11 protein-coding genes are annotated in these 12,510 nt (G+C 61.1%); 7 read left to right on the top strand and 4 right to left on the bottom strand.

Annotated elements, in window-relative coordinates; translation table 11 throughout:
* Positions 1–177: 177 nt before the first annotated feature.
* Positions 178–351, bottom strand: coding sequence for a hypothetical protein (locus FB009_RS30500; RefSeq protein WP_011969355.1), 174 nt, complete (start codon positions 349–351; stop codon positions 178–180).
* 101 nt (positions 352–452) lie between these two features.
* On the bottom strand, positions 453–1,232 hold the full coding sequence (locus tag FB009_RS30505; protein ID WP_024312441.1) for a helix-turn-helix transcriptional regulator: 780 nt from the start codon (positions 1,230–1,232) through the stop codon (positions 453–455).
* Between the two features lie 112 nt (positions 1,233–1,344).
* Between FB009_RS30505 and FB009_RS30510 the strand changes: the two genes are divergently transcribed.
* From FB009_RS30510 to FB009_RS30530, 5 genes are all read left to right on the top strand, one after another.
* Entirely contained in the window at positions 1,345–3,474 is a 2,130-nt protein-coding gene (locus tag FB009_RS30510; RefSeq protein WP_011969353.1) for a hydantoinase/oxoprolinase family protein, read from the top strand.
* A gap of 17 nt (positions 3,475–3,491) precedes the next feature.
* Positions 3,492–5,684: a hydantoinase B/oxoprolinase family protein gene (locus FB009_RS30515; protein WP_011969352.1), complete on the top strand. Its 2,193-nt coding sequence runs from the start codon at positions 3,492–3,494 to the stop codon at positions 5,682–5,684.
* A gap of 3 nt (positions 5,685–5,687) precedes the next feature.
* A complete protein-coding gene (locus tag FB009_RS30520; RefSeq protein WP_011969351.1) occupies positions 5,688–6,185 on the top strand; it encodes an acetone carboxylase subunit gamma in 498 nt (165 codons plus the stop codon).
* Positions 6,182–7,012 carry an SDR family NAD(P)-dependent oxidoreductase gene (locus FB009_RS30525; RefSeq protein ID WP_011969350.1) on the top strand — a complete coding sequence of 277 codons (831 nt, stop codon included), beginning with the start codon at positions 6,182–6,184 and terminating at the stop codon, positions 7,010–7,012. Before FB009_RS30520 ends, FB009_RS30525 begins: the two co-directional genes overlap by 4 nt.
* Before the next feature lie 68 nt (positions 7,013–7,080).
* A complete protein-coding gene (locus tag FB009_RS30530) occupies positions 7,081–8,019 on the top strand; it encodes a choline ABC transporter substrate-binding protein (RefSeq protein WP_024312440.1) in 939 nt (312 codons plus the stop codon).
* 63 nt (positions 8,020–8,082) lie between these two features.
* Here the strand turns inward: FB009_RS30530 and FB009_RS30535 are convergent, their stop codons facing one another.
* Together FB009_RS30535 and FB009_RS30540 are read right to left on the bottom strand one after the other, a co-directional pair.
* Positions 8,083–8,556 (bottom strand): DUF2269 family protein, encoded by a 474-nt coding sequence (locus FB009_RS30535; protein ID WP_011969348.1) that lies wholly within the window; start codon positions 8,554–8,556, stop codon positions 8,083–8,085.
* Positions 8,556–9,845 carry an SDR family oxidoreductase gene (locus tag FB009_RS30540; protein ID WP_011969347.1) on the bottom strand — a complete coding sequence of 430 codons (1,290 nt, stop codon included), beginning with the start codon at positions 9,843–9,845 and terminating at the stop codon, positions 8,556–8,558. The genes FB009_RS30535 and FB009_RS30540 overlap by 1 nt, the downstream gene beginning before the upstream one ends.
* A 365-nt stretch (positions 9,846–10,210) precedes the next feature.
* On the opposite strand from FB009_RS30540, the gene ugpB reads away from it, so the two are divergent.
* Positions 10,211–11,506, top strand: coding sequence for a sn-glycerol-3-phosphate ABC transporter substrate-binding protein UgpB (gene ugpB / locus FB009_RS30550; RefSeq protein ID WP_145162671.1), 1,296 nt, complete (start codon positions 10,211–10,213; stop codon positions 11,504–11,506).
* A 116-nt stretch (positions 11,507–11,622) separates the two neighbouring features.
* Positions 11,623–12,504 carry a sn-glycerol-3-phosphate ABC transporter permease UgpA gene (ugpA, locus tag FB009_RS30555; protein WP_011969345.1) on the top strand — a complete coding sequence of 294 codons (882 nt, stop codon included), beginning with the start codon at positions 11,623–11,625 and terminating at the stop codon, positions 12,502–12,504.
* Positions 12,505–12,510 lie beyond the last annotated feature (6 nt).

Consider the following 12,510-nt stretch of genomic DNA (forward strand, 5'->3'; position numbering starts at 1 on the left):
ATTGCTCGCCATCGCAAACGCCATCATCAGGGACAAAACAACCTTCCGACGAACCACCTGACAAACACAGTTGCCAGCCAGACCAAGTCATTGGGCTGAAAAGACCCTTCCCACTCGCAGACCCATCGCTGCCGACAATGTGCACAGAGATGAGCGAAGAGGAGAGACCTCGCCTGGCTAGTTTCTGCCATCGTTCGGCCTTGCCTTGTCCCCCTTCTTCTTTACCGTCGTCGCTGTTTTGGCATCCGGTTCCTGTCCGTAATAAGTGCCGCCCAGATGACCGCCGCCGCTCGTGTTCTCGGCCTGTTTTCGCGCGTCCTTCTGGGCCTGTTCGACATCGGTTTTGCTCATTTCGACAACCTCCTGTGATTTCGGCTGGCTGTGTAACCACAGGCGAGCGCATCTGTTCCGGCACCGCCGCCGCGCGGCTTGATCGCCGGTTCGGCAGCTCCTTAAGAAAGCCGGTATTGCTGGAAGACCTGCAGGAAGAGTTCGCGCTCGGTTGTGATGTCCAGCTTTTCATAGATGCGCGCCCGGTGGTTCTTGACCGTGCCCGGTGCGATCCCGAGCCTGGACGCGATCGTGGCGTTCGGATGCCCTTGCAGAATGAGATCGACGAGTTCCCGCTCCCGTGCCGTCAGGCCCGGCCACAGGATGAGGGAAGCCTGGACGGCGTTCACCGGCGCTTCTCCCATGGCTTCGGGCATGCTGGTCCGCCTGAGATTGGGGTCGCGCGTGCGGGTATCGGTTGCATGAAGTGCTTCGAAAACCGGAAAGCGGCCGGACAGCGCCGCGACCTCGCCATCGCTGAACATCGATGTGGAGCGGTCGAGAAATATGCCGAGGCACCAGTCGTCGCCGTCTTCCAGCAATATGCCGACCTCGTCGCAGATTTCGGATTGCGCCAGGAACTCCGCTATGTAGCGGCCGCGTTTGGGAGCGCCGTCCGCCAGGCTCTTGAGGGGCACGATCCCTGCGCGCCTGGTCAGGCGCCAATAGGCATAGAAGGGATCGAACACATAATAGGTATCGAGGTAACGCGCCACCATCTCGTCGGAGTAACCGCGGTGCTTAATGAATTCCGGCCTGCGGGTGGCGGAATAGCGCGTGACCGTGATGAGGTTCTGCGGCACCACAGCGCCGACCATGTCGATCAGCCGGTCGACATGCCTATCGGTGCCGGTGGCGCTGATCGCTTGCGCCAGGATATTCCAGAACACATCGCCGCTCATATGTTCGTCTACCACTGTTCCCCCTGCCGGTCATTGTGCCTTTTGGCACATTTCGCAGCTGTAAATTCGCATCTACGCTCCCCCCATCAGCAAAGCCATGGAGGGCAGGACCTTGGAAAACCCAATCGTGATCGGCATCGACGCGGGCGGTACGATGACCGACACCATCCTTGTCGATCAAAACGGGCACTTCAAGATCGGCAAGGCCGCCACCACACCGAAAAACGAGGCGGAGGGCTTCATTTCCTCCGCCGCCGATGCCGCGGACGCCTGGGGTATCTCCCTCGATAGTCTTTTCTCCGGACTCGACGTGGTGCTTTATTCCGGCACCGGCATGCTCAACACGCTGCTCTCGCGCACCGGCCGCAAGCTGGGGCTGATCACCACCAAGGGCTTGGAGGACATGGTGCTGATGGGCCGCGGACTGCAGGCCTGGGCCGACTATTCCTATGCCGACCGGCTCCACGCCGTCACTCACGCCCACCCCGATCCGCTGGTGCCGCGCCGCCGCACCCATGGCGTCACAGAGCGCGTCGATCATTTCGGAGATATCGTCCTGCCCCTCTACGAGCATGAGGTGACGGCCGCAGCCCGTGCTCTGATCCGCGACAAGGTCGATGCCATCTGCATCATGACGATCTTCAGCCACGTCAATCCCGTCCATGAGAAGCGCATCGCCGAGATATGCCGGGAGGAGGTTGCCGCCGCCGGTGCCGAGATCAACATCTATACCAGCCATGAGGTTCGCCCGGTCATCCGCGAACAATCGCGGCTGAACTCGGTGCTGATCGAAGCTTATGCGACATCGCGCGGGCGCAAGCAGCTCAGGGGTATTCAGGAGGCGTCGCAGAAATACGGATTCAAGTACGGCGTACAGACATTGCTCTCGTTCGGAGGCCTGACGTCGATCAACCATCCGCGTCTGCATGAGACGATGATCTCGGGCCCGATCGGCGGAATTCTCGGCGCGGCCTATATCGGCAAGCTGATCGGAAATGACTCGCTGATCTGTTCGGATATGGGCGGAACCTCCTTCGACATGGGCGTCATCTCGCGCGGTCAGACCCGCATTGAAAACGAACCGCTGATGGATCGCTTCAAGCTCAATGTGCCGACGCTTCATCTCGATACGATCGGTGCCGGCGCCGGCATGATTCTCAAGGTCGATCCCCTGACGAGGAAGGTCTCGCTCGGGCCGGAAAGCGCCGGCGCCGATCCGGGCCCGATCTGTTTTGCCAAAGGCGGCACCGACCCGACAATCGCCGACTGCGATGCGATCCTCGGCCGGTTGAACCCGCATTACTTTCTTGGGGGCAAGGTGGTGCTCGAGGTCGAAAAAGCCCGTGCGGCCTTCAAGGAAAAATGTGCGGATGTGCTCGGTGTCGGTTTGGAAGAAGCAGCGGAGGGCATGATCGAGATGCTCGAGCAGGATGCCAACAATGCGTTGCGGCGCGTCATTTCGGGTCAGGGCATTCACCCGTCCGAGTTCACGCTTCTCTCCTATGGCGGTTCGGGTCCGCTGCATCTTGCCGGCTGCTCGAGAGGCATCGGCTTCAAGGATATCATCACGTTTCAGTTCGCTGCCGCCTTCTCCGCCTTCGGCTGCACCACTGCCGACTATATGCGCCGGCATTCGGTCTCGACCCAGATCGATATCGGCGCCCATGCCTCCGACGACAGGCTTGCTGCAGCCGGCGCGCAGGTCACCCAGGTGTGGAAGGACCTCGAAAAAGCCGCTGTCGACGAGATGCTGATCGACGGCCATGCGCGGGAGAAGATCAAGGCCGTTCCCTTCTTCATGGCCCGTTACACCGGCCAGCTGGAGGACGTCGAGGTGCTGGCGCCGCTGCCTTCGATCGACACTGCGGGCGACATGCGCGCGGTCCTGGCGCAATTCGAAGACGTCTACGCCAAGGCCAATCACCGCGTCTCGAAATACGGCGAGGCGGGCTTCTCGCTGATGGAGCTCGGCGTGATCGCCACCGCCGAAAAGATCAAGCCGGTGCTCGTCAGGCGGCCTCTCGGGACCGCCGATCCGCGATCCGCCCACAAGGGCATGCGCGAAGCCTATATCGGTGGCCGCTGGCACAAGGCCGATCTTTACGAGATGGATCTGCTCGAGCCCGGACACGAAGTGATCGGTCCCGCGATCATCGAACATCCGGCGACGACGCTGGTGGTGCATCCGAACGACCGCGTCTTCATCGATGAATGGACGCTGCTTCACTACAACCACGCCTGAGCTGAAGGATGACAAACATGCTGGACAAAACGGCAAATCCCCTGCAGCGGCGGCTGCTCGAATCCGAACGCCTGATGGAGGAGACCGGCTGCTATGACGGCATCACCGAACTTCGCCTGCGCGGGCAGGACCCGCTGAAATTCGAGACGCTGCATACGAAACTGCGTGCCTATTGCGTCTCGGCGCGCGAAATGGCGCGCCGCATCTCTGCCTCCCCGGGCGTGCGGGAAGTCGGCGAAATGGTGGTGGCGATCTACACGCCGGAAGGCGATGCAATCGCACTTTCGAACGGCATCATGGTGCATGTGCACACGATGAGCCGGTTCATCAAATGGATGATCAGAAACGGATACGAGCAGAATCCTTGCATCCGCGACGGAGACATCTTCGCCAACAACGATGCCTTCATCGGTACGGTCCAGGTCCCCGACGTCATGGATGTGGTGCCGATATTTCACGAGGGCACGCTGGTCGGCTGGGCCGGTGCCGTCTGCCACGAACTCGAAGCGGGGGGCATCACGCCCGGCGGCGATGTCTGCCTTGCTCAGGAACGCTTCACCGAGGGCCTGTTCGTTTGTGCCGAGAAAATCGGCGAAAACGACGAGATTCGCCGCGACTACGTGATCCGCTGCGAGCGCAATCTGCGCATGCCGATTTACTGGGTGCTGGATGAGAAGGCCAAGGTCGCCGCCTGCATCGACATGCGCGAGAACGTCAAGCAGCTCATCGAAGAGATCGGCCTGGAATATTGGCAGCGGCTTTCCAAGGAATTCATCGAGGAAGGCAGGAGAGCGCAGCTTGCCCGGACGCGCCAGCTCACGGTGCCCGGAATTTATCGCGGCCACACCTTTTATGGTCATGTGACCGAGGGTAAGCCCGGCTTTCAGCCACTCGCCGATCCGAACTGGCTCTACAATATTCCGATCGAGATGGAGATCACCAGCGAAGGCAAGATCAGGCTCGACTTCGACGGCACGCAGCCCTGGGGCTATCATTCGATGAACTGCACCCCGGCCGGCATGGACGGCGGTATGTTCGTGACGCTGACCCAGCACATGAACTTCGAGGGGCTGGTCAATGACGGCGCCTGGTTGGCGACTGAGATCAACATTCCCCACGGCACCTGGACGAACCCCGACAACGAGATGGCGGCGACAGCAACCTCCTGGGCATTGCTGCTTCCTGCTTACGGAGTCTTCCAGCGGCTGCTCTCGCGCGGTTTCATCGCGCGGGGATTCGTCGAGGAAGCCTTTGTCGGTCAGGTGAATTCACCGATGATCGAGATGGGGGGCACCAGCCAGTACGGCACCGGTTTCGGCATGGCGCATTTCGAATGTGCTGCCGCCGGCTCCGGAGCGCTGGCGATCAAGGACGGACTCGATACTGCCTATGTCGGCTGGAATCCGGAATCGGACATGGGCAATATCGAGATCTGGGAACAGAACATGCCGATGGTCTATATCGGGCGCTCGATCGTGCCGAACTCCGGCGGCGCCGGGAAGTACCGGGGCGGCTGCGCCTTCATCTCGACCTGGCTCATCAACAAGACCGATCACCTTCGCCTCGTAACATCGGAGCATTCCTCGCGCGTGTTCGACAATGGCGGATTGTGCGGCGGCTATCCGGCGCCCACCTGCGAAAAACATCACGCGGTCAGGAATTCCGATATTCACGAACGCGCCGAACGCCGGGAGCCGCTGGCACATACGCCGGGCACCGATCCGCTGGTCTCGGATTTCGAGCGCATCTATAAGGGAGAACAGGTCTGGGAGGAGGGTCCCTATATCACCCGGCCGCACAAGGCAGGCGACATTTTCAGCCATGCCTATAATGGCGGCGGTGGCTTCGGCGACGTGCTGGAGCGCGACCCGATCAAGACGGCGTGGGACGTGGAAAACGGCTTCCTGACGCGCGAAGCCGCCGAGAAGGTGTTCGGCATCATCCTGAAGGAGGATGCCGAGGGTTATCCGCAGGCCGACATCGATGCCACCGTCGCCCGCCGTGCCGAAATCCGCAGGGAACGGATGAGGAAGGCCATTCCCGTGTCCGAGTGGATGGTCAGGGAGCAACTGCGCGTGAAGGCTTCGGATTTCGCTCCCGAGGTCGCCAAGATGTATCGTAGCGCGATGAAGCTCTCGCCGCGCTTCTCCAAGGACTTCAGGGAATTCTGGGGGCTTGCCTCCGATTTCACCATCGCTGGGGAGAATTGAGCCATGACCACATATTCGAAGGAAATCATCAACGACCTCGTCAACGGAACGCTCCCCTGGCCGCAGACGCGGCGGATCATGAGCGCCTACAAGGACGACGACCGATTCTTCAAGTATCTGGCAGTGCTGCAGGACCGCGTGGCCTGGGCCGAGGCCGTCCTGCTGCCGGTCGGCGATCGCCTCTTCATCTGCGACAGCGCCGAGGGTCGGATCACCCGCTGCGAGTGCGGCTATTCCTTCGGCGACTATCGCAAAAACTGGAAACTGAAAGCGGCGATCAACGTTCGCGACACCGAGGAGAGCTTGCGGGAAATCTACCCCAACAGCGATATCCCGGATTCTCAGTGGATGGAGATCCGAGAGTTCTTCTGCCCCGAATGCGCGCATCTGCACGAAGTCGAAGCGGCAGCCCCCGGCTACCCGATCGTCCATGATTTCGAGCCGGACCTCGAAGGGTTCTATCGCGACTGGCTCGGCAAGCCATTGAAGGATCAGTCATGACAGGCAGGCTCAAGGGCCGCAGCGCGGTCATCACAGGCGGCTTGACGGGGCAGGGGCTGGCGATCGCGGAGGCGTTTGCTGCCGACGGCGCCAATGTCGCCGTCGGCTCCTTCGTCCGCGAAGCGTCCGGCCGTCAGGGCGATGCCGCTGCCTATCCCGATCCGCGGGAGATCGCCGAGATCCGGGTGCGGCTCGCCGCTGCCGGCACGGCGGTTCACGCCGGCCACCTGGACGTTCGTGACAGCGAGGCGATCGAGCAATTCGTCGCGGCGGCGGAGGCCGCATGCGGCCCCACCGACATTCTCGTCAATGCCGCCGGTACGACTGCAGAGCAGCCGGTGTCGGGCCATTCCGACGAATTATGGCTGAAGATCATAGATACCAATCTGAACGGCGCATTCCGTATGACCCGGAGACTGCTGCCCGGAATGATCGGGCGCAAATGGGGTCGGATCATCAATATAGGCTCGACGGCTGCCACTGTCGGCTGGAAGGACAATCCGGCCTATTGCGCCTCGAAGTCGGGATTGCTCGGGCTCACCCGCTGCGTGGCGCTCGAAGGGGCGCCGCATGGTGTCACCTGCGTGATGATCAGCCCGACCTGGGTGGAAACGGAACTGATGCGCCGCAACGTCAGGCAGGTCGTCGAACGGGAGGGCAGCGGCCGGACTACGGAGGAGGCGATGGCCGATATCGCCGCCCAGAACCCGCAGAACCGGATCATCCAGCCCGACGAGATAGCAGCCCTTGCCGCCTTCCTCTGCGGCGAGGGGGCAAGGGGTATCACCATGGAGAACATACAGATCACGGGCGGCGCACTTTGGTGAGCCGCCTTTCTGGTCTTTTGACGTGTGTTTCGCAGTGCATACAGAACCTAAGAAGAGGGAACATGACAATGCTGAAACAGATCACTGCAATGACCACCGGACTGCTCATGACGATCGGCGTCGCCAATGCCGCTGAGCCGGAGAGCTGCAAGACCGTCCGCTTCTCCGATGTCGGCTGGACCGACATCACGTCTACGACGGCTGTCGCCTCGACCATTCTCGAAGCGCTCGGCTATGCGCCGGAAAGCAAGCTGCTATCGATCCCCGTCACCTATGCGAGCATGAAGAACAAGGACATCGACGTCTATCTCGGCGATTGGCAGCCGAGCATGGAAGCCGACCGCAAGTCTTTCCTAGAGGACAAGTCGATCGAAGTGATCGGCCCGAACCTCACCGGCGCCAAATATACATTCGCCGTGCCGAAATACGTCGCGGACGCAGGCGTCAAGGACATTTCCGATCTCCAGAAGTTCGCCGACAAGTTCGGCCGGAAGATCTACGGGATCGAACCCGGCAACAACGGCAACCGCATGATCCTCGACATGATCAATAAGGGTGACTTCGGGCTGACCGGCTGGGAGCTCGTCGAGTCATCCGAGCAGGGCATGCTTGCCGAGGTCGAAAGAGCAACAAAGGACGAGCAGTGGATCGTCTTTCTCGGATGGGCTCCGCATCCGATGAATACGCGCTACCGGATCGATTATCTCTCGGGCGCGGACGCCTATTTCGGCCCGAATTACGGGGGCGCCGATATCTATACCAACATTCGGGCCGGCTATGCGCAGGAATGTCCGAATGTCGCGAGATTTGTGACGAATCTTCGCTTCACCCTGGACATGGAAAACGAGATCATGAACGGGATATTGAACGACGGAAAGGACCCGAAGGAAGCCGCAGCCGATTGGTTGAAGGCTCATCCGGATGCAGTCGCTCCGTGGCTTGAAGGTGTGACGACATACGATGGCGGGCCGGCAGCGGGCGCGGTCGAGATGGCGCTGAAAAGCTAGGGCGGGAGGAGGAAAAGTCTGCGCGGTTTTCCGCCCGCATCCCGCAGCCGCGCGGCAGTGAGCTCACCATGCGAGCGCCGGCCTTGTGATCATGAGCCAGAAGATCGCGACGACGGCGCCGAAAGCCGGAAAACCGAAGGCGAACCAGAGGCGGAAGAGCTGGTGGTAACGCTTAGGTAAGGGGTTCCCGGCTTTGCTTGCGGCTTCGGCGAGCCGTCGCATCTCCATCTGCATCCACACGACGGGCAGCCAGAATGCACCGGTGATCAGGTATAGGAAAATCGAGAGCACGATCCAGCCTTCGGCCAGGGAGTAGCCTACGTTCCAGGCAAGCGCGATCCCTGTGACCGGCTGCAGGACGACGGCGGTTGCGGTGAAAAGAAAGTCGGCGATAACGACGATGCGTGCAACGGCCGCGACCGTTTCCGTACGGCCGGTCCGATGCGCCAGAAGCATGAAGAATGCAATCCCGGCGCCCGTACCGAGGAGCACGGAGGCGCCGATGATGTGCAAAAACTTGAGAACGAAGTAAAGCATCAACGCTCCTCCAGGATAGCCAGGGCAGCGAGATGGAGGACAAGGATAGGCCAGATCTTCAGGAGCGGTCCAAGCGGCTCGTTCCAAAGTTCCGGGAGCAGGACCGTCCCGGCGACCGCGTAGAACAGAGAAAGGGCGACGGCGCCATAGAGGCCGATCCGGCTGGTGCGGCGAAGCGCGATCGCCGTGCCGATGAGGATATCCGCGAGCGCCCCGGCGATCACGCTGGGTCCGGCGAGAACGCCGGCGCCTCCCCGTTCCATCAGATCAACGCCGATTTCATATCCTGATGTGAGCGAGATGACGCCCGTCATGATCCAGAACAGGGAGAGGACGATGAAGATGACGGGCTTGAGCAGATAGAGCTTGGCGAACCAGCGTTCCTGGACGGAGACCGGCGTTCTCGTCAGCGCGTCTGAGAGCGCCAGCGGTTCTATTCCGGTCTTTTCGATCCATGCCCGGGCGTCGCCGACGGCGCCGCGCACGATCTCTTTCTGCGCGGTACTGCGGGTCGGCGGTCGCCAGCCCAGGGCCCCGGCGAGATCACTCAGGCTGTAGGTGAGACCCGCTAAGGGGGTAGGTACGTTCACGACAGGCGCAGCGGGCCAGCCGAACCAGCGCCTGTACGTGCTCACGACGTCCTTGAACGTGAGAGCCTCCGGGCCCGCGACCTCGAGCGCGAGGCGCGCGGGAGCATCCGGGCCGACGAATAGCGCCACTGTGCGCACCACGTCTTCAAGGCGCACGACCTGAAGCAATCCGGTATTCGGCATTAAGGGGAGCCACGGCAGCGCGGCGAGACCCCGGAAAAGCGCGCTGGCGCCGTAGGCGCCGGGGCCGAGCACGACGGAGGGGCGCAGGATGACCCAGTCGAGATCACATGCCATCAACGCTTCATCGCCCTCGAGCTTGGTGCGCGAGAACGGTGAAGGCTGCGCCTTGTCTACTCCCATTGCCGAAAAATGGACCACGCGGCGCACGCCGGCCTGCTCGCATGCCCTGAAAAGCGAGGCAGGACCTCGCGCGTGGACCGCTTCCGTGTCCTCACCCGGTCCGTCCTGGAGCGTTCCCGCGCAATTGACCACGGCGTCGATGTCAGGGAGATGCGGTCGCCAGGCTTCCGGGCCGGCGTTTCGAAGGTCGACTTCGAGGGTCTGGCCAGCAGTGGCGGAGCTCGGTGCCGATCCGGGCCGGACCACGCGGACGACCTCCATCCCGCGTTCATGGAGCCCCGCGCAAACCGCCGAGCCGATCAGGCCGGAGGCGCCCACTACAAGCACTCTCATCATTCGTCCTCACGATCACCGGCGGAGCCGTTACCGGCATTCGCCGCCCATGCCCAAAACAACGGCGGCAAGGAAGATGTTCCTTTTCACTTGAGCCTTCGATTTCTATGCGGCACTCTCCATCGGTGAGTCTTAAGACCATTTGGGGAAGGGCTCTCGACAATCGGCAGCCTTACCCTATTTGGTTCGGCGGGGTGCCGGATGCATAGAGATGGCTGATAAGCACTTTGATTTGGCTGCATGTTTTTTCGTCCTGGACCGGCTGGTCAAGGAAATGTGCGGTGGAGAAGAATGCCGGGTCGCTCGCTTGATATTGGGAGTATCTGTGAGCGGCGCGGGTGTGGACGCGTACAAGGGAGGAGAATGCCATGCGAGTGATTTCCATTTCCACGACAATGGCCGTCGTCGGCTTCGCTGTTCAGGCGCAGGCCGCCACCGAACTGCAGTGGTGGCATGCAATGACGGGCGCCAACAACGAAATGATCGAGGAGCTCACCAAGGAGTTCAACGCGAGCCAGAGCACCTACAAAGTGGTGCCTGTCTTCAAGGGCACCTATCCCGAAACTCTGAATGCGGGGATTGCGGCCTTCCGCTCGAAGCAGCCGCCGGCGATCATTCAGGTATTCGATGCCGGCAGCGGCACGATGATGGCGGCCGAGGGCGCGATCGTGCCGGCCGCCGAGATCCTCCAGAAGGGCGGCTTCACCTTCGATAAATCGCAGTATCTTCCCGGGATCGTTGCCTATTATTCGAAGCCGGATGGAACGATGCTGTCCTTTCCGTATAACTCTTCCTCGCCGATTCTTTACTACAATAAGGACGCTTTTCAGAAAGCAGGCTTGAACGTAGACAATCCGCCGAAGACATGGCCGGAAGTCTTCGAAGCCGCGAAGAAGATCAAGACGAGCGGTGCGGCACCTTGCGGGATGACGTCGACCTGGTTGACCTGGATCCAGACGGAGAACTTCGCCGCCTGGAACAATATGCCCTACGGAACCAATGAAAACGGGCTCGGCGGCACCGATGTGCAGCTGAAGATCAACGCGCCCCTTTACGTGGAGCATTTCCAGGCCATAGCGAACCTCGCCAAGGACGGCGCCTTTCGTTATGGGGGGCGCACCTCCGAGGCAAAGCAGCTCTTTACATCAGGCGAATGTGCCATCCTGACCGAATCCTCGGGCGGTCTCGGCGACATCGCCAAGAGCGGCGTCAACTACGGGATCGGTCAACTGCCCTATTACCAGGGTCACGGTCCGCAGAACACGATCCCCGGTGGAGCGAGCCTCTGGGTGTTCGCCGGCAAGTCCGACGAGGAATACAAGGGCATTGCCGAGTTCTTCAACTTCCTTTCACAGACAGAAATCCAAGCCAAGCTGCATCAGGTCTCGGGTTATATGCCGGTCACGATGGCTGCCTACGAGGAAACCAAGAAGTCCGGCTTCTACGAGAAGAACCCCGGGCGTGAGACGCCACTCCTGCAGATGATGGGCAAGGCGCCGACCGAAAACTCGAAGGGTGTCCGGCTGGTCAACCTGCCGCAGGTTCGGGACATCCTCAACGAGGAGTTCGAAGCGATGCTGTCGGGACAACAGGATGCCAAGACGGCGCTCGATAAAGCGGTCGAGCGGGGCGACGCCGCGATCGCAGCAGCAATCAGCAATTGATCGAAGCAGGTGCCGCGCGCCCTCTTGCGATGGCGAGCGGCATTCTGCGGTCATGCCACCCTGACGTGATCCCGGGCCGATCCGGCCCGAGACCATCGTGACCCAGGAGATTGCTCGTGCAGCGTGTCGTCTTTCCGAACAAAATCCTCCCCTATTTGCTCGTCGCTCCGCAGATCGCGTTGACGATCGTCTTCTTTTTCTGGCCCGCAAGCCAGGCGCTCTACCAATCGGTGATCCGGGAAGATCCGTTCGGCTTAAAGAGCGGTTTCGTAGGATTTGCGAATTTCAGTGCCGTGCTTTCGGAGCCGAACTATCTCAACTCTCTGAAGGTCACGGTGATCTTCAGCGTGTTGACCGCGCTGCTTGCAATGGCCGTAGCCCTGCTTCTGGCTACGGCCGCCGACCGCGTCGTGCGCGGGCAGGCCTTCTATCGCACCCTGCTGATCTGGCCCTATGCCGTCGCACCGGCCGTCGCCGGCATGCTCTGGCTCTTCATGTTCAACCCGGCGATGGGCACCTTCGCCTATATGCTCAGACGCAGCGGTTTCCATTGGGACCCGTTGCTCAACGGCAATCATGCCATGATCCTGATCGTCGTCGCGGCGGCCTGGAAACAGATCAGCTATAATTTTCTCTTCTTTGTGGCCGGGCTCCAGGCCATACCCAAGTCGCTCATCGAAGCGGCCGCGATCGATGGAGCGCGCGGCACCCGGCGGTTCTGGACGATCGTGTTTCCGCTGCTGGCGCCGACGACCTTCTTCCTGCTGGTGGTCAACACCGTCTATGCCTTCTTCGATACGTTCGGGATCATCCACTCGGTGACTGGCGGCGGGCCGGCGAGGGCGACGGAAACGCTGGTTTACAAGGTCTATAACGACGGCTTCGTCAATTTGAACCTCGGCTCATCCGCCGCTCAGTCGGTGATCCTCATGGCGATCGTCATCGGACTGACCGCCTTTCAGTTCCGGTTCGTCGAAAAGCGCGTCCACTATGGTTGAGATCGC

The organism is Sinorhizobium medicae (assembly GCF_007827695.1).
GTDB classification, from domain to species: Bacteria; Pseudomonadota; Alphaproteobacteria; order Rhizobiales; family Rhizobiaceae; genus Sinorhizobium; species Sinorhizobium medicae.

Coding starts and splice junctions, on each gene's coding strand:
- FB009_RS30525 (WP_011969350.1), top strand. CDS start 6,182: ATGACAGGCAGGCTCAAGGGCCGCAGCGCGGTCATCACAGGCGGCTTG.
- FB009_RS30515 (WP_011969352.1), top strand. CDS start 3,492: ATGCTGGACAAAACGGCAAATCCCCTGCAGCGGCGGCTGCTCGAATCC.
- FB009_RS30530 (WP_024312440.1), top strand. CDS start 7,081: ATGCTGAAACAGATCACTGCAATGACCACCGGACTGCTCATGACGATC.
- FB009_RS30540 (WP_011969347.1), bottom strand. CDS start 9,845: ATGATGAGAGTGCTTGTAGTGGGCGCCTCCGGCCTGATCGGCTCGGCG.
- ugpB (WP_145162671.1), top strand. CDS start 10,211: ATGCGAGTGATTTCCATTTCCACGACAATGGCCGTCGTCGGCTTCGCT.
- FB009_RS30520 (WP_011969351.1), top strand. CDS start 5,688: ATGACCACATATTCGAAGGAAATCATCAACGACCTCGTCAACGGAACG.
- FB009_RS30505 (WP_024312441.1), bottom strand. CDS start 1,232: ATGAGCGGCGATGTGTTCTGGAATATCCTGGCGCAAGCGATCAGCGCC.
- FB009_RS30500 (WP_011969355.1), bottom strand. CDS start 351: ATGAGCAAAACCGATGTCGAACAGGCCCAGAAGGACGCGCGAAAACAG.
- FB009_RS30535 (WP_011969348.1), bottom strand. CDS start 8,556: ATGCTTTACTTCGTTCTCAAGTTTTTGCACATCATCGGCGCCTCCGTG.